The sequence below is a fragment of the Acinetobacter gyllenbergii CIP 110306 = MTCC 11365 genome (assembly GCF_000413855.1).
GTDB lineage: Bacteria > Pseudomonadota > Gammaproteobacteria > Pseudomonadales > Moraxellaceae > Acinetobacter > Acinetobacter gyllenbergii.
On record NZ_ATGG01000051.1, the window covers coordinates 24,350 to 43,699 of the forward strand.

Here is a 19,350-nt window from a genome sequence, read left to right on the forward strand (position 1 = left end):
TATAAGTTGTCTTGAGTGCGACCTTTTAATTAGACTTTTATAAATATTTTGGATAGTTGATGCTATGCTCATTAAAAAATTATTAATGATTTATTTAATAATATCTATTGTACTATGGGCTATATTCCATCAATTAGCATCGAGATATGTGAATAAAAATGAAGATTTAAAAAATATTTTTTATGGTGACTTGTATAAAAACAAAAAAATTAATATTGCTAATATTGAAACGATAATTTTAGCTATTATTTTTGTTAATACTATTTTCTGGTTTTCATATAAAAATTTAAAAATTTTTTTGAAGAAAGGAGGTTATTCTATGGCTTAGATTTTAAATCCGCAATGGTGGTGATAGAGCAACATAAAAAATTATGGTCTTATGTTAAGTTATCAATGTTTTTTGGCTTTGTGATAGTTGTAAGCTCATTCATGATGTTTTTTCTTTAAATTTTATACGGTTAAACTTATGAAATATCAATTTTGTTTTATTTTAATTATTGTTGTAGCTGGTGCTTGTAGCTCGAACAATGAGAGAAGTATTTCTAAAGTAGAAGAAAATAAACTCATTTCAAAATATGAAAAAGAAATGAGTCAATCAAATTATAAAGAAGCATATAATACGCTTAACAATTTGGTTCATTATAAAAGTGATTTTGCAAAAAATGAAATGGGCTATTTTTATGAAAATGGTCTACATGTCAACAAGGATATGAAAAAAGCAATTAGCTTATATGCTGAAGCGGGCAATAATGATTACACTCCTGCTGTATATAATATAGGTAGATTAAGACTCGAAAGTAATCATGGGGCTGAAGCTTTTTCAATCTTAAAAAAAGCAGCATCTAACGATTATGCCCCAGCAATCAATCTTATAGGTGTTATGTATAACAATGGAGAATATGTTGCGAAAGATTTAAATAAAGCACTTTCTTACTATAGTAAAGCTGCTAGTTTAGGAAATCCAGATGCTCAATTCAATTTGGGGCAAATGTACTTTTATGGTGAGGGAGTGAAGCAGAATTATAAAACATCTTTTTACTGGTACGATGCTTCTGCAAAACAAGATTATGATTTTGCTAAAATTCAGTTAGCTACCTTATATTACAAAGGCTATGGTGTTAAAAGAGATGTTGGGAAAGCTATAGATATTATTCAGAAAATGGCAGAAAATGGCGACACCAATGCAATCTACAATATTAGACTCTATTACAAAGCGGCCGATGATCTTACTGGCTATGAATATTGGGATAAAAAATGCCAGAGTAATATAGCCTGTACAAAAGTTGATTAAGAAAGCTATCCTATAATTATAAATATTTAAGGATTGATTGTTTTGAATTTTCTTTTAATTTTTCTAGTATTTTCTTTATCTACTATTTTATTAAATAGAGATAAAATTGAAGTGTTAGCAGAAGCTAAAGCTTAGTTATGGAAAGCTCATCTTCTTGGAAATATTGAAGCAAAAACTAAGTTTGATGAGCTAAATGATGAAAATTAATTTTATAAGTTGTTGTATTTTATGTTTAATTTTCTGTTAGAGAAAGAAATGCCAAAGCACATGAAGATATTACTCATTGTTCTAATGTTTGTTCCTCTGTCAAGTTGTTCTTTATTAGAGGAAAAATCATGCATCCATAATTTTAATAAGCGAGTGGTGGAACTCAGCCATGATATAAAAGTACAGCAAGCAATCCGTCGTATTGATCAGAATATTTTTTGTGGAAACCTAACTTATACTGAGTTCTATAATCACGTAGATGTGTTACTAGAGGATTTGAATGATACTCAAAAACAAGATTTTTATACAGTTTTATTTTTTGCTGAATTCCATCGCAATGAAAATGGCGGTGAGTATGTTGAATTTTTGAATAAAAATAATATTAATATATATAAACAGTATAAACGAAAAATCAGTGATCAAAATTTATTGGCTAAAATGAAATATACAGATGAAGAGTTTTTGAATATAAAAGCCTTGGGTAAGATGCTTCATTAATGTATTTTATTCGGATTTATTATATAATCTTGAAATTTTAGTTTGATAGCTAAAGTTATAAATTTTTAATTAAATATAAAGGGTATGTTTTGTCTTCTGTAAAATTTTCTTATATTGCTGGTTTTTGGCGTCGATCATTCGCTTTTCTTATTGATTTATTACTGGTAGGAGGTTTCTGCTGGAGTACGATTCGACTTTTATCTAATTTTTTGCATCAATTCCCAGTTATATCTATTTTTATTGGATATTTCTTTGTTGTTTTATATTTTGGTTTGTTAAACAGTCATTTACACTCTGGACAAACTTTTGGCAAACAGCTTTTAAAAATCAGAGTGGCTGACACACATGGGAAAGATCTTGCGGTAATCCCATCATTGCTTCGTTCAGCCATCTTGTTTGCACCATCATGCCTTATATCATTAAGTGGTTATTTTCCGATTTTACTATTATCTGAATTATTCAATCTGTTGTTGGCCTGCTTACAAATTTTGCTTATTTATTTTTATATTTTTAACCGACAAAACCGCCGTTCCATTCATGACTTCGTTGCGGGTTCAATGGTGATTAATTTAAAAAAAGATGATCAAGAACAGCAAGTTCCTGAGATGTGGCCTAAGCATAAGATTTTTGCAGCATTGATTACGTTGGTGGGTTTAGGTATTGGAATTTCGTCTTTCAATTTGTTTGACCGTAATAATACTGTTGAAATTAAAAAGCTTAAGAACAGTCAACCAGAAATTATCCATGTAAAACGGATTTCAGAAACGGAAGAAGAATCAGAGGCTCAACTCATTTTATTCGATGTGCAGATCAATGATCTAACAAAGCTTAATAATTCATTTTTCGCACAAGAGTTCGCAGATCATCTACAGATACTCGAGCCACAGTTAATAAATGACAGCAGTAACATTTCAATTCTTTTGAGCACGCGGCTTCAATTTGGCTTAGCCTCATCAATGGATTTGAATATGTACTCGGTTAAAAAAACGCAGCAAGGATTAAAGGTTGTAGAAGAGATTTCTACTGTAAATTTCTAAACCATAAAAAAGAGCTAAAGCTATCTATTGCATGAATTAAACCTTTAAATTTACGTGTAGATAGCTTCAGCATTTCTAATCCTGTTTCATTAAACACACTCCGTAAAGACCGACTTTATAGTTTAAGCGTTGTTTGTCTGCATGAATTTCTTCATTTTCTTATGAGGTTAAACAAGGACGTACAACAATGAAAAAAGCACTATTTCTCTTGGGTTCAATGGGTATCTTGGCAAATACGCCAGTCTTGGCTGCCGATTTCAGTATCGGTGATCCGAAAACACAAGCGGGTGAACTGAAACTGACGGGCGCCATCCGTACCCGCTATATCCATAAAGACTATATTGTCGAAGCCAATGAAGGTTCCAAAAACGATGACTGGCGACTGGCAGATATCAAAGCGGTGCTCAGTTATGAAAACCCAAACTGGATTGCCTCAATGGATGTGCGTTGCTACCAGTATGACCGCTTATGTGATGCACTCTTTTTAAAAGATGCTTGGGCAGGCTATAAGTTTTCAGATCAGCAACGACTGACAGTCGGTTTTCAGTCGGTTGATTTTGGCTTCGGGCGACTCTGGGGTAATAGCTATTATGAAACTTTGCTGAATACCGTTGGACTGGAAGATATCCAAAACCTTGGAGTGAAGTATCAGTTTAAGGACAATCTGTATAACTTCATTCTCGGTTTTTACCCGACTGATGGTGGTAATTACAAAGGCACCTCCAAAGATTCAAGTCGTTATAGCGGTAACTTTGTTCGAGCCGATGATTTGACCCAAGGTACCGATATTGATGAAAAGAATATGTGGGTGACGCGCTTATCTCGAAAGTTTGAGCTCGATCAATCTCAGAATTTCTCCACGGAAATTGGCGGCTCTTACTGGTATTCGGAATTGGAAAATAATCGTACCAATAAAGACGGGCACCGTAGTACATGGAGCATTTTTAGTACCACCAACTATCAGGCATGGCAATGGTTGTTCTTGGCAGGAGAGCAGGACATTAAAAATGCAGATGATCTTTTGCCAAAAAGTTCGACCATTGGTGCATTTGATTATCCTTATCAGGTGGCCAACAAAGGCAAATATATGGCCAATGAAATTAACTACACCTTTGCCAAGCCTTTCCATCAGTTGGAAAATATTAAACCTTATGTGTCGTATAGCCGTTTTTATAAAGACGAGTCAGGCTATCAAGATTCGGATCGTTTAATTGCAGGCTTGTATTTTAATTATAAAAAAGTCGGCATACAGGGTGAATATATCTGGAGTCGCAATGACCCAATGACGGGCAGTGGTGCGGATGGCCTTGCTCAAGGTGACAGCAATCAATGGAATAAATTGTTCTATTTATCGTTGGGTTATTACTTCTAAACTCAGCGTTGAAAATGAGTCAGTCTGTTTGCGATAGACTGGCTTTTTTCGTTTAGGCGGTTCTTAAGATCAAAGCACCAATTAAAATGAGACATGAGGAGATAATCCGTACCGCATTGATGCGTTCTTTTAGAATAAAGATCGAAATCAATGTCGCAAATAAAATTGAGGTTTCTCTTAGTGCGGCAACAATCGCAATAGGTGCAAGCGTCATTGCCCATAGCGCCAAACCATAAGAGAAAAATGAACCGATGCCACCAATTAAGCCCAAATGCCAATTACGACGGAAATATGCACCCATCTGACGATATTGCATTCTCAATGCAAACATAAAAAAGATCAGACCAGACAGCACGAAACTCCACAGGATATAAGCAATTGGCGAACCAGACAGGCGAATCCCATGACCATCCAGCAAGGTATATCCTGCAATCAAGACGGCATTCAGCAAAGCCAGACCAATACCTTTACGTCCCGTTTGGGGAGCAGCCAGAATCATCGATAAAATGCCGATGGAAATAGTGATGATGCCAAGCCATGCATTGAAATGTAGTTGTTCATGCAGTAATAAGGTGCCTAAAACGGCCACAATCAGCGGCGCTGTACCACGCATCAAGGGATAGGTCAGGCCCATATCGGCAACGCGATAGATTTTAGCCACCATGCCAAAATACAGAATTTGTATTGCCGTTGAAGCCAGAATATAAGGCCAGCTCTCGCGATGCGGCATGGGGAAAAAGGGCAGCAGTAGCGCTGCTAAAACTGCTGCTGATGCAGTGACCAATACCGTGGTTAAAAACTTATTTGTGCCTGCTTTTACAATGGCATTCCATGTGGCATGGCATACCGCTGCGATTAAAATAAGGACAAATATTGCCGTGCTCATAGGCTGCCTGCTGATTCATGATTTCGCTAATGTGCATGATGTTGCTGAAAAAAGAAAGCAGGCAGCTGATTGCGATTATAAAAAGACTTTTTCCGTATTCGGATTGATTGGCTCAATCGGCTGGATCAACTGACCTCGAGTCAGATTCTGAACATGTTGTAAGCGGTTGATCAATTCATTTTGAATAAACAGGATACAGGTCTGTAATTTAGATGAGCTTTTTAAACGTGAAGGATAGACCGCCCAAACATCAGCATCTTGCCAGTATTCAGGCAAGATATGCTGCAATTCACCGCTAATTAGTTCATCGGCGACATCCCAGATTGAACGTAAGATAATGCCATGTCCCTCAATCGCCAACTGGTGAATAATCTCGCCATTATTGGAGATAAAGCGCGGCGTGACATGTACCGACCGATCTTCCGAAGGATGACGTAATTTCCACAATACTGAGGATTGATCTCGTTCACTGATGGTGAGGCAATCGTGATTGCGTAAATCTTCCAGACTTTCAGGCATGCCGTGTTTGAGCAAATAACTGGGCGCTGCGCAAAATATCCGAAAATTAGACATCAATTTTTTCGCAATCATATTAGGGGCAATGTCATTACCAATCCGAATATCCAGATCAATGCTGTGCTGAATCAGGTCTTTGGTGTTATCGATGGTATCGAACTGAATTTCCAGTTTGGGGTACATGGTCATCAATTTAGACAAGATGGGCGCAACATGTTTACGGCCAAAACCAAAGCTGCTGACAATGTCGAGATGACCTGTGGGCGTGCTTAAGGGGTTATTCACCAGCTCACTGATTTCATCAAACTCATCCAAAATATTGGAGACTCGATCCAGAATCAGTTTGCCATCTTCGGTCAAACTGACATGGCGGGTGCTGCGATGGAACAGTTTGCAGTTTAGGTTGGTTTCTAAAATATTAATGCGTTTACTGATAAATGCAGGTGAAGCACCCAGCTCCTCAGCTGAATCGACAAAACTCTTGCGTTTGGCGACTGTGCAAAAAACCTTTAAATCCGATAGGTTAGGTAGATTATTCACGATCCGTGTCCATTGGGGTGATAGTTTTCTTATTGATCATTGTTGCTGAAAACAGCATGTTTACAGCTAAGGATATTAACCAAAGGTGTAAGGGAGCGTTATGGCAAAAAAGTATAAAGTTGCCACGATTGCGGGTGATGGGATTGGTTTAGAAGTTCTACCAGAAGGCATCAAGGTTGTAAAGGCAGCGGCAGACAAATATGGCATTCAAGTTCAAATGGATAGCTTCGATTGGGCCAGCTGTGATTACTACCTTGAACACGGCAAAATGATGCCGGATAACTGGTTTGAGGTCCTGCAGGAATATGATGCAATCTTCTTTGGTGCGGTGGGATGGCCTGAAAAGGTGCCTGATCACATTTCACTATGGGGATCATTGCTGCAGTTCCGTCGTCGTTTTGATCAGTATGTGAATTTACGCCCTGTTCGGTTAATGCCTGGGGTGAAATGTCCACTGGCTGGCAAACAACCGGGCGATATCGATTTTTATGTAGTGCGTGAAAACAGTGAAGGTGAGTATTCAGCCATTGGCGGTAAAGCCTTTGAAGGTACTGATCGTGAGTTTGTGTTGCAGGAAGCTGTTTTTACCCGTCATGGTGTTGATCGCATCTTAAAATATGCCTTTGAATTTGCTGATCAGCGTGAGGCTAAAAAAATCACGGCTGCGACCAAATCCAATGGCATTGCCGTCAGCATGCCGTACTGGGATGAACGTGTCGATGCAATGGCAAAACAATATCCACAGATCAAGGCAGATAAGCAACATGTTGATATTTTAGCGGCACGTTTTGTCTTACAGCCTGAGCGTTTTGATGTGGTGGTGGCATCGAATTTATTTGGGGATATCTTGTCAGATTTAGGACCAGCCTGTACAGGCACCATTGGTTTGGCGGCTTCAGCCAACCTCAACCCTGAACGTAAGTTTCCTTCGCTATTTGAACCCGTACACGGTTCAGCACCAGATATTTACGGACAACAAATTGCCAACCCAATTGCGGCGATCTGGTCGGGTGCCATGATGCTGGATTTCTTGGCAGATGGAGATGAGCAGGTGATTCAGGCAGGACAAGAGATTATGCAGGCGATTGAGCATGTGTTGGTACATGGCCCGAAAACGCCTGATGTCGGTGGAACTGCAAAAACTTATGAAGTGGGTGATGCGATTGCATCCTGTGTGACTCAGCAAAAAATGGATTTATTCGCGATGGAGTAAGTACCCCTGAGGGAATAGTCACTATCCGAGATGGATTGAATAGATATGGATAATCAAATTACAAAGCCTTATACAGATAAGACGCTTGCGATCACCAGCCTTGCCGTTGTATTTACTTCGGTGGCTGGGCTGGCAATCTACTCATCTGAATCAATACAACTGGCTGCAAAATGGATGCAGTGGACTACGTCGGTGTTTACCACGCCAGTCCTGTTATTTGCTTTTTTATCAATTATTTTTACCTTCGGTTTGGCCTTCAGTAAATACGGCAAAATCAAGCTCGGTGAAGGTAAGCCCCAATACAGCACCATGTCATGGATTTTCATGTTCATTTTGTCGGGGATTGGATCTTCAACCTTGTACTGGGGCTTTTTAGACTGGGCCTATTATTATCAAACTCCCGGGTTAAATTTAGCCCCTGAGTCGGCGGAAGCACTGAAATACAGCGTGGCTTATTCCTTCTTTCACTCTGGTCTAAGTGCGTGGTCGATCTATGCTTTGGCGTCGATTTCACTGTGCTATAGCTACCATGTCAGAAAGAATAAAGGGCTGAGTCTGGCATCTGTGATTGAAGCAGTAACGGGCTTTAAAGCAACAGGTCCAGTTGGTCGTGTGGTTGATCTGATGTTCTTGCTGTGTATGTTTGGCGCCTTGACCATTTCACTGGTACTGACTGCGGTGACTTTTACCAACATTCTGTCGCAGCTCACGGGTATTCCCAATACCTTCATGACCAAAGTCATCATTATCTTGGCGGTGTCGGTACTATTCGCACTCAGCTCTTATGTTGGTATGGATAAAGGCATGCAGCGTTTGAGTCATATGGTGTGTTTGGGCGTGGTGCTGTTTGCGATCTATGTGCTGTGCTTTGGACCAACCCAATTCATTATGAATAATTCATTGATGAGCTTTGGCCTGATGGCGACCAACTTTGTCGATATGAGTCTGTTTACCGATCCGATGGGCGATGGAAAGTTCACCCGTGAATGGACTGTATTCTATTGGTTATGGTGGATTTCTTATGCACCCGGTGTGGCCTTATTTGTGACCCGTGTATCTAAAGGACGCACCATCAAAGAAGTGATTCTTGCCATGGTCATCGGCGGTAGCGTTGGTTTATGGTTCATCTTTGGGGTATTTGAAAATTATAGCGTTCACAGCTTCATTCACGGCATAGTCAATGTGCCGCAAATCTTGAGCCAGCAAGGTGGTGAAGTTGCGATTGGTCAACTACTCGGTTTATTGCCAGCAGGTAAGCTGATGATGTGGTTGTTCCTTGGCATTATGGTGATTTTCCTTGCAGCACATATGGATGCGGTGGGCTATGCGGTTTCTGCAACCTGTACCCGTGGCCTAAGCGAAGGGCAAGATCCATCTCCGAATGCGCGTTTGTTTTGGTGTCTGATGTTAACCCTAGTGCCGATTGCGATGATTTTTTCGAAGGCACCTTTAGACACCATGAAAACTGCCACCATTGTGACTGCCTTACCGTTTATTGTGATTATTCTGGTACAGACCTATGGCTTGGTGAAATGGTTGATTGAAGATTATTCCAAAGTGCCATCGCATTTGATTGAACAGCGCAGCTTTAGTGATTTGGAAGCGCTAGAGCATACTGACCCAAATCAACAGATGCAGATTGATATTGCGGCAACCGCACTGGCACATAAAAGCAGTCAAAAGGAATTGTCATGACAGCACAATCGAACACACGCGATGCGTTAAGTGAAGAAATGCAAAGTCTGGTGTATTGGAGCAGCATTTATTCAGCAGCGGATAACGATATTGATTCAATTCGTGCGGCCTATGATGCGATGTGCCTGCACTACACCTTGCCACGCGATGGTACGGTGAAGATTGAAGATAAAACCGTTGTGCATGCCACCCATCCCGTCAATGTTCGATTGTATTCACCCTTGGGTGAGGCACCTGTTGCTGGTTGGACTTGCGTACTGTTTATTCACGGTGGTGGCTGGATGCTGGGAAATCTGGATTCACATGAATTTATCACTCGCTATTTATGTCGTGATCTGAATGTTGCAGTACTGAGTGTGGATTATCGGTTGGTGCCAGAACATCATTTTCCAGCTGCTTATAAAGACTGTGAAACGGTCTACCACTGGTTACGTGAGCATGGCGCAGACTGGAACATTGATCCAACGCAGATTGCCTTAGCAGGAGATAGTGCAGGTGGCAATTTAGCCGCAGCACTGGCCGTTCAGTTGCAACATACCGGTGCGCAGGCCTGTGGTTTGGCCTTGATTTATCCATGTTTGGGCAGCAGTTTTGATACTGCGTCTTGCCAGCAGTATGCATATGCGCCGTTATTGACACTCGAGGAAATGCATTATTACCTGAAGGAATATGCACCGAATACAAGCGATTGGCAGGACACACGTTTAGCACCACTGTTGGCAGAAGATTTCAGTGATATGCCACGTAGCTTTGTTGCGGTGGCTGAATACGATCCACTAAGTGATGACGGACGTATTTTTGTGGACAAGTTAAAGCAAGCCAATATTGCTGCCGAGTTTTATCTCGGCAAAGGATTACTACATGGCAGTTTACGTTTAGTACGGGACTGTCCTGTGGTGCAGGATTTATATCAGCACATGCTGAGTTCGTTAAAGCAAATGTTCAAGTGATTTGAACATCAGCCAATTTTGATAAAACGGTCGTTAGGACAAAAGAGTTTAATGGAGTAAAACCATGAATGCAGTTGAAAAATTACCAGAAGATTTCTGTTCAAACCCAGATGTGGCATGGACCTTTCCAAAAGTGTTCTATACCTCATCTCAGGTATTTGAGCGCGAAAAAGAAGAAATTTTTGCGAAAAGCTGGATTTGCGTGGCACATGGCAGTGAAGTTGCCCAAGCGAATGACTATATTACCCGTAAGGTGATTGGGGAAAATATCATCGTGATTCGCGGTAAAGACAGCGTATTACGTGCCTTTTATAATGTTTGCCCGCATCGTGGTCATGAGTTGTTAAGTGGTAGTGGTAAAGCGAAAAACGTGATTACCTGTCCGTATCATGCATGGACCTTTAAGTTAGATGGTAGCTTGGCATTGGCGCGTAACTGTGATCATGTTGAGTCTTTTGACAAGCAAAACTCCAGCATGGTGCCATTAAAAGTGGAAGAATATGGCGGTTTTGTCTTTATTAATATGGATGAAAATGCCACTTGTGTTGAAGATCAGTTGCCTGAGTTTGCACAAAAACTGAATGAAGCTTGTGCAGTCATCAAAGACTTGAAACTGGCTGCACGTTTCGTCACGGAAACACCTGCCAACTGGAAAGTAATCGTGGATAACTATTTAGAATGTTATCACTGTGGTCCAGCACATCCGGGTTTTGCTGATTCAGTACAGGTGGATAAATACTGGCACACCACCCATCAAAACTGGACGCTGCAATATGGTTATGCACGTTCTTCAGAAAAATCATTCAAGCTTGATCCATCGGTTAAAGACCCGACCTTTAGTGGTTTCTGGACGTGGCCGTGCACCATGTTTAACGTACCACCGGGTGCAAACTTCATGACCGTGATTTATGAGTTCCCGATGGATGCGGAAACTACTTTGCAGCACTATGACATTTTCTTTACCAATGAAGAGTTGACCCAAGATCAGAAAGATTTGATTGAATGGTATCGCAATGTCTTCCGCCCTGAAGATCTTGAACTGGTTGAAAGTGTACAACGTGGTTTAAAATCACGGGGTTATCGTGGTCAGGGGCGTATCATGACCGACAAGCAACGTTCGGGAATCAGTGAACACGGTATTGCTTATTTCCAGAATCTGGTTGCGCAACATCACAAGTAATTCTGTCTCAGGCATCAGATAATTTAAGGTGCGGTGATCAGGCCGTACCTTGCTTTCAATCGATAGGAACATGACATGTCAAGTTTGCAAGCAAGTCCGTTATTTCAACAACGCGGACTGATCAATGGTCAATGGGTGAGTGCACAATCCGATGCCACCATTGCTGTGACCAACCCTGCAACAGGTGAGGAAATTGGCGTCATTCCCAATATGGGGGCAGACGAAGCCACCGAAGCAGTCGAAGTGGCGTATCAGGCTTTAGCTGCATGGAAAGGCTTGACTGCACAAAAACGTGCAGACCTGTTATTGGCTTGGTATCAATTGGTTTTGTCACATGCCGATGAACTGGCGCGAATGATGACCATTGAACAAGGTAAACCCTTAGCGGAAGCTTTGGGTGAAGTGAAATATGCGGCTTCATTTATTCAATGGTTTGCCGAAGAAGGCAAGCGTGTTTATGGCGATGTGATTCCAACCACCAATAGCCAACAGCGTTTTATTATTACCAAAGAACCTGTGGGTGTGGTGGCAGCGATTACGCCGTGGAATTTCCCGATTGCGATGATTACCCGTAAAGCAGCACCTGCGTTAGCTGCGGGCTGTACCATCGTAATTAAGCCTGCCAATGAAACCCCGTATTGCGCACTTGCGCTTGCCAAACTGGCGGAAATGGCGGGTATCCCAGCGGGTGTCATTAATGTGGTGACAGGCAAATCACAAGACATTGGTTCGGTCTTTAGCAGCCATGAAAAAGTCAAAAAATTGACCTTTACCGGTTCTACACCAGTGGGGCGTTTATTGATGCAGCAATGCTCCGGCACCATTAAAAAGTTGGCGCTGGAACTGGGTGGCAATGCACCACTAATTGTCTTTGATGATGCGGATCTGGATAAAGCGGTTCAAGGCGCGATCTTTGCCAAGTTCCGTAATGCAGGACAAACCTGTGTCTGTGCTAATCGAATCTATGTCCATGACAAGGTTTATCAGACCTTTACTGAGAAATTTGTACAAGAGGTACAGAAATTCAAAATCGGCAATGGTTTGGAACCGAATGTACAGATCGGGCCGTTAATCAATGACAAGGCGGTGTTGAAAGCAAAACAGTTGATTGATGATGCCTGTGGCAAAGGTGCTCAAGTGGCGTGTGGTGGTCAACAGCATTCTTTGGGTCAGACCTTCTTTGAACCGACAGTTTTAACTGATGTGTCTCGTGAGATGGAGATTGTTCAGGAAGAGATTTTTGGGCCAGTCGCGCCGTTAATCCGCTTTACTGAGGAAGCTGATGTTATTGCACAAGCCAACGATACCATTTTTGGTTTGGCCGCTTATGTGTATAGCGAAAACATTTCACGGATTTGGCGTGTCGCTGAACAGCTGGAATATGGCATGGTCGGGATGAACTCAACCGCGATTTCCAATGAAGTGGTGCCATTTGGTGGGGTGAAACAATCAGGTGTGGGCCGGGAAGGTTCTAAATATGGTTTGGAAGAGTTTATGACTATTAAATATATGTGTTTAGGGTTATAGCAACAATGCCTGTGAGGACTCTCTTCACCGAGGGTCAACAGGCAATATGCGCTTAAAATTAGAAAATGCTTAGATGAGCAGCATGCGGTAAAGAGGATTTAGACATGGCTAGTCATTATGAAATGTTTGCATCGGTGGTCACACGGGTAGAGCAACTGACTCCACTGATCAAACGATTTACATTTAAACGTCAGGACGGACAAAATTTCCCTCAATTCGATGGTGGTAGTCATATCATTGTGAAAATGAATGATCAGCTGTCCAATGCCTATTCACTGATGAGCTGTGCTCAAGATCTATCAACTTATCAAGTCTGTGTCCGTAAAGATATTGAAGGTAAAGGTGGTTCAGTCTATATGCATGATCAATGCAATGAAGGCTGTGAAATTCTGATTTCTGAACCGAAGAATTTGTTTCCATTGGCGGCAGATGGTGAGAAACATATTCTGATTGCGGGTGGTATAGGGATTACCCCGTTTGTACCACAAATGGATGAGTTGGCTGCGCGTGGTGTCGACTATGAATTGCATTATGCCTACCGTTCACCAGAGCATGCGGCACTGTTGGAAGAACTCAAACAAAAACATAGTGAACATATTATTAGCTATGTTGACTCAGAAGGAAAATGTCTGGATCTGGACCAACTGATTGGGTCTCAACCGAAAGGTACGCATGTCTATGTATGTGGGCCTAAGCCAATGATTGATGCGGTGATCGATCGTTGTAATTATCATCGTTACCGCGATGAATATATCCATTGGGAACAGTTTGCATCTACGGTGCCTGAAGAGGGTGAAGCATTTACAGTGGTGCTGGCAAAATCCAATCAGCAAGTCGAAGTGCAAGGCAATCAAACCATTTTACAAGCGATTGAATTGCTCAATATTGATGTGGAATGTTTATGCCGTGAAGGAGTCTGTGGCACGTGTGAAACGACGATTCTGGAAGGTGAAGCTGAGCATTTTGACCAATATCTGAGCGATGATGAAAAAGCCTCACAGCAATCGATGATGATCTGTGTATCGCGGGCTAAAGGTAAAAAGCTGGTACTTGATCTTTAATTTAAAATTTTGATTCTGAAAGTATAAAAAAAGCAGCTGAAGCTGCTTTTTTTATTGATCATGAACATTGATTCGGATTTATTTTTTGCCTTTCTTGGTTTTTAAGTACTCTTGATAGGCTTCTTCGGCAAAACGTCTTAACGAGTCTCCAATGGCAGCATATTGGTATTCATTCAGATTGGCCAATGACGCACGGGCAGAAGGATGCTGTACCCCAAAGCCAGAACCAGGTAAGAGCACCACACCTGTTTCATCAGCCACGCGGAATAATAATTCGGTCGGATTCTTATTTTTCATGACCCAATCTGCAAACTCATCGCCATAGAGGGTTCGAGAGGTATTTTCTAAATTCACCAAAGTATAGTAATCGACTGAGTTTGGATCAGATGGGACTGCAACCCCCAATTGACGATATAGAGCTGCATCACGTTCACGCACCACGGATTTGACTGCTTTTTTATAGTTCTGTTGTGAATCCATCATATTGAACAGCGCAAACAGGACCATTTGTACTTGCTGTGGTGTAGAAAGACCCGCCGTGTGGTTGAGTGCCACATTGCGGCTATCCGCGACCAGACGATCAATAAATTTGATCTTGGCTGGATCGGTAGTTAAAGATGAATAGCGTTCTTCCAGTTCTTTCTTGTCTTTTTTCGACAGTGCCGCTAGCTTTTGATCCAGAATATTATTGTTTGAGAGCGCAATCACGCCCAATCTCCAACCGGTTGCCCCAAAATATTTCGAGAATGAATAGACCAAAATGGTATTGTCTGGGCAGATCGCAAACAGTGATTTGAAATTGTCTGCAAAAGTACCGTACACATCATCCGTTAAAATAATCAGGTCAGGTCGTTTTTTCACGATATCAGCCAAGATTGCCAAGCCTTCATCACTCAGCTTTACTGAAGGAGGGTTACTTGGATTGACAAGGAAGAAGGCTTTAATCGATGGGTCTTCCAGTTTTCGTAGTTCAGATTCAGGATATTGCCAACCAAGGTTTGGATCGGCTTCAATGAGGACTTCTTCTAGCTGATAGTCGTTCAGTTTTGGAATTTCTAGATAGGGCGTGAAAATGGGGCTGCCAATTGCAATCCGATCGCCATTGGCAATAATTTTATTCTCTTTTAAAGAGTTAAAAATATAGGCCATTGCCGCCGTTCCACCTTCGACCGCAAACAAGTCCAAACCCTCTTTAGGCATCCCTTGGACGCCCATTTCACGCAATATATATTCTTTGATAATTGATTCGCTGATGCGCAACATTCGGTCTGGAACAGGGTAGTTACAACCTAAAATTCCCTCGACCATTTCCAGTAGAAAAGCATCTGGGTCTAAGCCAAGCTGATCTCGGACATAGGAAATGGCTTTGCCGAGAAAGACCACACCAGGTTTATCCCGATTGTGCATAATGAAGTTATCGAAGCGAGATTGCAGACCAACTGGGCGAGGGAAGCCGCCTAAGCCTTCTGGCATATAAGAGAACGAAAACTCTGATTCGGTGGTTGAAAATAGCCCCAATTGGAAGAATGCCCGACGTGGAATGGTGGCTAAAAAGTTCGGATTGCCGCGTCCTGCATTCAGCATCATTCTGTCTGTTTTGCTTTGGGCAAGTTCGATTAAATTATCCTTGAGTTCGAATGGACTGAGTTTTGAGTATTTTGAATAATCAACGTTCCCCATGGGAAGTCTCCTTAATTATAGTTGACGCAATAAGTGATTGAATACAAATTATCTTTAGGCAAGGCCGACGATGAGGGGGCCAAGCAAGGTCAAGAATACGTTTGCCAGTGCATAAGTAATGGCGAATGGAACCGTGGGAATGGAATTTCCTGCTTTATCTAAAATCGCACCAAAGGCTGGGTTGGCACTGCGTGAACCTGATAATGCACCTGCCATAACCGCAACGTTGTCATAACGCAGCACGTAGCGTGCGAAAAGCATGGACAGAATCAGTGGAACTAAGGTAACCACAACACCAATCATAAATAGGGACAGACCACTATCTTTAATGGTTTGAATGGCTTGTAAACCTGATTGCAAGCCAACCGCAGCCACGAATCCTGCCAAACCCAAATCTTTAAGCAGTTGTGATGCGGCTAAAGGCATGTTGCCATGAACCTGATTGCGACTGCGCAACCAACCAAATAAAAGACCTGAGAGTAGCGCACCGCCACCTGCACCCAGTGTTAGAGGGACATCGCCAATACGCATTACAAACAGACCGATCAGTAAGCCGACAACCAGACCTGCACCATGGAAAATCCAGTCGGTTTTTAAGCTTTCTGGCAGTGCTGTACCTGCTTCTTTGACTAAACGATCAAGGTCACTTTTGGTGCCATAAACGGTGATGACATCACCTTGTTGCAGCACGGTATCATCACTCAAGCTTTGGGTTTCATCGTTACGTTTAATCGCCAGTACGTAAATCCCATGCTTTAAATAGGCAGGCGTATTGGCTTTGATATCACCCAAACTACGATTGATATATTTGGAATTTCGCAGGATCACATCGGTGGTGTCCATAATCATTTCCATGCCTTGTGAGGACTGTAACTCAGGACCAATTTGGTCTGAAACAGCCACCACACTGGCACGACGTCCGACCAATAACAGTACATCATCGGTTTGCAAAATAACTTCGGGTGCAACATCCACAAACTGATCTTTACGTTTTAGTCTTTCTATGGTGATGCTGCTTTGTTGAGCTTCAAGCTCTGCCACTGTTTGCCCATTGGCTTGTTTGACTTTATAGATGCGACCAACAATTTCAGGCATTGCAAGTTCTTGACCAGGCGCTAATTCAAAAGCACCCTTGAGACGTTCAGACTGTGCTTTTAAAGCATCATCGTGAATTTCTTTGCCCATAAATTTAGGCAGGATATTCACACAGACAATAATGGCACCCAGTGAACCAAAAATATAAGTCACGGCATAGCCGATGGCGACATTGGCTTGCAGCTTTTGAATCTCAGCTAAAGGGAGGTCGAGACGGGAAATCGCATCACCCGCAGTACCGATAATTGCAGATTGGGTCATGCCACCTGCGGCCAGCCCAGCTGCTAAGCCTTTATCAAGGTGGAACAGCTTTGCCATCACCAATACCGTAATTAAGCCACTGACTGCCATAAAGACAGCTAACAGAATTTCTTTAATTGATTGGGGACCGAGAGATTTAAAAAACTGGGGACCGCTTTCAAAACCAACTGCATAAATGAATAATGCAAATAGAATGGCCTTAACCCCATTATCAACAGGGACACCGATTAGACTTAACACGACTGCAACAAGTAGGGAACCTGCTACACCACCGAACTGAAATTTTCCGAATTGAAATTGACCAATCCAGAAACCGATTGCCAAAGATAAGAACAATAAAATCTCTGGACTATGTTTTAATTCGCCTTGTAACCATTCAATCATTTTTCGATCTCACTTTTATTATTCGATCTATCTTTCTTTAGGTTTGAATTTATTTATTTTTCATGTTTTTTTAAAATACTATGCTTCTCTAGCGAATACAAATGGATAGGTTTTCAAAGTATTGTTTTTATTAAATTATTTATATATCAATGAGTTGTTTTGTTATAAGAGGATATGCGTGATGCATAAACTTCAAATTTAATGTGTTTGTTACATGATGTTGTTTTTTTATACAAAAAATAACATTTAAGGCCAAACTTTATATTTTGTGAAATACATATCAAATAAGGTGAATAGTGTTAAATATTGGTTGGATCTAAACGTTTTTTCTAAAAATTATTTAGTTTAAAACGTGTGTCGCTTCATTTCTGAATTTAATATTTTGCTGACATAAGCTTGTACTGAAAAATTGAAATATCGATGTACTAGTAAAAAATATAATGAATGTTCACTAAATTAATGTTCATTTAAGCAAAGGTGATTAATTTAAAGATACGGACATAAGCCGTAGCAGCAATACACCTTTCGCCACATTTCCAGATGTGGCTTTTTTTTGTTTGATTAAATCACTTGACGTAAGTCACGAGCTGTTTCTTGTAGTAAAGGTAAAATATGGGCAATTAAATAATCTTTGGTGGTGCGCATAGTGGGGGATACGATATTTAAGGCAGCAACAACGGCTGCATTGGAATCATAAATCGGTACGGCCACAGCATGCACACCCAATTCGTGTTCTTCACAGGAATAGCACCAGTCTTGCTCTTTGATTTCATGCAGTAATTCTAAAAATAGATCAGTTTCGGTATGGGTATATTTGGTGAGACGTTTTAACGGGTATTTTGCTAACCATCGCTTTTGTGCTTCAGGGGTTAAATGAGCCAGTAAAATCTTTCCGGCAGAGGTTGCATGGGCAGGAAGGCGATTGCCTAAGTGTAAACCGTACGGATTGACCCGATCGGTTTGTTGATGAGCGGCACTACGGGCAATGGTAATCGCTTCATAACCATCTAAAACCATCACCGAATAAATCAGCGAAGTTTGATTGGTTAAAAGGTTTAATAAAGGCTGACAGATTTTAGGAAGTGGGGAGCCATCTAAATAAGCCCCAGAGAATTTAAGAATCTTGGGCGATAAATAATAATAATGTCCGTCGAAATCCAAATAGCCTAAGTATTCTAACGTCAATAAATGCCGTCGCGCAGCAGCACGCGTCATGCCTGTTTTTTCTGCTGCGGTACTCATGTTGAGACGATGACGGTCAGGCCCAAAGCATTCCAAAATTGCTAAGCCTTTAGCGATTCCTGCAATAAAGTCTTCATGCCGAATGGTCTTTTTACTTTCGTTATGATGAATCAAACGTGGATTCTTTTCCTGATCATTTTCCATAATTTAGACATCCTTGCTAAAACGGGTTCTGTATAAAACATTCTAAGCGAAAGATGACTATTTTACTTGGATAATGTTCGATCATCGAACATAAAAATTAATCATCGAACAAAATGCACTTTTAAACCTAGAACTCAGCACAGAATTTATCAAGAATAAATAGAAGAAATCCGAACAAAACACTCGACTTAATTTCATCGGTTTTCAGGATGAAAATACGAGTGATGCATCGTACAGGAAGTAGTCAGATGATTGATAAGAGTAGCACCTCATTCACCGAGGCACTGTCACAGATCAAGGATGGCGCAACCATCATGATTGGTGGCTTTGGCACCGCAGGACAACCTGCTGAACTGATTGATGGACTGATTGAACTTGGTATCAAGGACTTGGTCATCGTCAATAATAATGCTGGTAATGGCGACTATGGTTTGGCCAAACTGCTTAAAACAGGTGCAGTACGTAAAATCATCTGTTCCTTCCCACGTCAGTCGGATTCATGGGTCTTCGATGAACTGTACCGTGCGGGCAAGATCGAACTGGAATTGGTGCCACAAGGCAATCTGGCGTG

Annotated in this window: 17 protein-coding genes; 12 read left to right on the forward strand and 5 right to left on the reverse strand. The window is 41.3% G+C overall.

Annotated features, from left to right (window positions below):
* Nucleotides 1-64: 64 nt before the first annotated feature.
* The 5 genes from F957_RS20925 (at nt 65) to F957_RS01765 (ending at nt 4,405) form a co-directional block, all read left to right on the forward strand.
* Nucleotides 65-328 carry a hypothetical protein gene (locus tag F957_RS20925; protein WP_016660643.1) on the forward strand — a complete coding sequence of 88 codons (264 nt, stop codon included), beginning with the start codon at nt 65-67 and terminating at the stop codon, nt 326-328.
* A 138-nt stretch (nt 329-466) separates the two neighbouring features.
* On the forward strand, nt 467-1,291 hold the full coding sequence (locus F957_RS01780) for a tetratricopeptide repeat protein (protein ID WP_016542885.1): 825 nt from the start codon (nt 467-469) through the stop codon (nt 1,289-1,291).
* Between the two features lie 255 nt (nt 1,292-1,546).
* Nucleotides 1,547-1,996 (forward strand): hypothetical protein, encoded by a 450-nt coding sequence (locus F957_RS01775; protein WP_032861182.1) that lies wholly within the window; start codon nt 1,547-1,549, stop codon nt 1,994-1,996.
* Nucleotides 1,997-2,085: 89 nt separating this feature from the next.
* Entirely contained in the window at nt 2,086-3,033 is a 948-nt protein-coding gene (locus tag F957_RS01770) for an RDD family protein (protein ID WP_016542887.1), read from the forward strand.
* 187 nt (nt 3,034-3,220) lie between these two features.
* Nucleotides 3,221-4,405, forward strand: coding sequence for a porin (locus F957_RS01765; protein WP_016542889.1), 1,185 nt, complete (start codon nt 3,221-3,223; stop codon nt 4,403-4,405).
* A 52-nt stretch (nt 4,406-4,457) separates the two neighbouring features.
* On the opposite strand, the gene F957_RS01760 is transcribed toward F957_RS01765, so the two are convergent.
* Both F957_RS01760 and F957_RS01755 read right to left on the reverse strand, forming a co-directional pair.
* Complete coding sequence (locus F957_RS01760) at nt 4,458-5,291, reverse strand: EamA family transporter (RefSeq protein ID WP_016542890.1); 834 nt, start codon at nt 5,289-5,291, stop codon at nt 4,458-4,460.
* 75 nt (nt 5,292-5,366) lie between these two features.
* Nucleotides 5,367-6,347, reverse strand: coding sequence for a LysR family transcriptional regulator (locus tag F957_RS01755; RefSeq protein ID WP_016542891.1), 981 nt, complete (start codon nt 6,345-6,347; stop codon nt 5,367-5,369).
* A 100-nt stretch (nt 6,348-6,447) separates the two neighbouring features.
* On the opposite strand from F957_RS01755, the gene F957_RS01750 reads away from it, so the two are divergent.
* The 6 genes from F957_RS01750 to cntB all read left to right on the forward strand — a co-directional run bounded on the left by F957_RS01750 (nt 6,448) and on the right by cntB (nt 13,973).
* The gene (locus F957_RS01750; protein ID WP_016542892.1) at nt 6,448-7,560 is read left to right on the forward strand and encodes a tartrate dehydrogenase; all 1,113 of its coding nucleotides are present in this window, start codon (nt 6,448-6,450) and stop codon (nt 7,558-7,560) included.
* 39 nt (nt 7,561-7,599) lie between these two features.
* Nucleotides 7,600-9,255 carry a BCCT family transporter gene (locus F957_RS01745; protein WP_167539950.1) on the forward strand — a complete coding sequence of 552 codons (1,656 nt, stop codon included), beginning with the start codon at nt 7,600-7,602 and terminating at the stop codon, nt 9,253-9,255.
* Nucleotides 9,252-10,205 (forward strand): alpha/beta hydrolase, encoded by a 954-nt coding sequence (locus tag F957_RS01740; RefSeq protein WP_016542894.1) that lies wholly within the window; start codon nt 9,252-9,254, stop codon nt 10,203-10,205. The genes F957_RS01745 and F957_RS01740 overlap by 4 nt, the downstream gene beginning before the upstream one ends.
* Before the next feature lie 64 nt (nt 10,206-10,269).
* On the forward strand, nt 10,270-11,385 hold the full coding sequence (cntA, locus tag F957_RS01735; protein ID WP_005274384.1) for a carnitine monooxygenase subunit alpha: 1,116 nt from the start codon (nt 10,270-10,272) through the stop codon (nt 11,383-11,385).
* A gap of 75 nt (nt 11,386-11,460) precedes the next feature.
* Complete coding sequence (locus F957_RS01730) at nt 11,461-12,912, forward strand: NAD-dependent succinate-semialdehyde dehydrogenase (RefSeq protein WP_016542895.1); 1,452 nt, start codon at nt 11,461-11,463, stop codon at nt 12,910-12,912.
* Between the two features lie 104 nt (nt 12,913-13,016).
* A complete protein-coding gene (cntB, locus tag F957_RS01725) occupies nt 13,017-13,973 on the forward strand; it encodes a carnitine monooxygenase, reductase subunit CntB (RefSeq protein ID WP_016542896.1) in 957 nt (318 codons plus the stop codon).
* 78 nt (nt 13,974-14,051) lie between these two features.
* Here the strand turns inward: cntB and F957_RS01720 are convergent, their stop codons facing one another.
* The 3 genes from F957_RS01720 to pcaU all read right to left on the reverse strand — a co-directional run bounded on the left by F957_RS01720 (nt 14,052) and on the right by pcaU (nt 18,779).
* On the reverse strand, nt 14,052-15,653 hold the full coding sequence (locus F957_RS01720; RefSeq protein ID WP_016542897.1) for a bifunctional aspartate transaminase/aspartate 4-decarboxylase: 1,602 nt from the start codon (nt 15,651-15,653) through the stop codon (nt 14,052-14,054).
* Between the two features lie 54 nt (nt 15,654-15,707).
* Nucleotides 15,708-17,393, reverse strand: a complete 1,686-nt coding sequence (gene aspT, locus F957_RS01715; RefSeq protein ID WP_016542898.1) for an aspartate-alanine antiporter — start codon at nt 17,391-17,393, stop codon at nt 15,708-15,710.
* Nucleotides 17,394-17,954: 561 nt separating this feature from the next.
* Nucleotides 17,955-18,779 (reverse strand): IclR family transcriptional regulator PcaU, encoded by an 825-nt coding sequence (gene pcaU, locus F957_RS01710; protein ID WP_016542899.1) that lies wholly within the window; start codon nt 18,777-18,779, stop codon nt 17,955-17,957.
* 248 nt (nt 18,780-19,027) lie between these two features.
* On the opposite strand from pcaU, the gene F957_RS01705 reads away from it, so the two are divergent.
* Nucleotides 19,028-19,350 (forward strand): 3-oxoacid CoA-transferase subunit A (locus tag F957_RS01705; protein WP_016660645.1); only part of this gene is annotated, 323 nt, incomplete at its 3' end.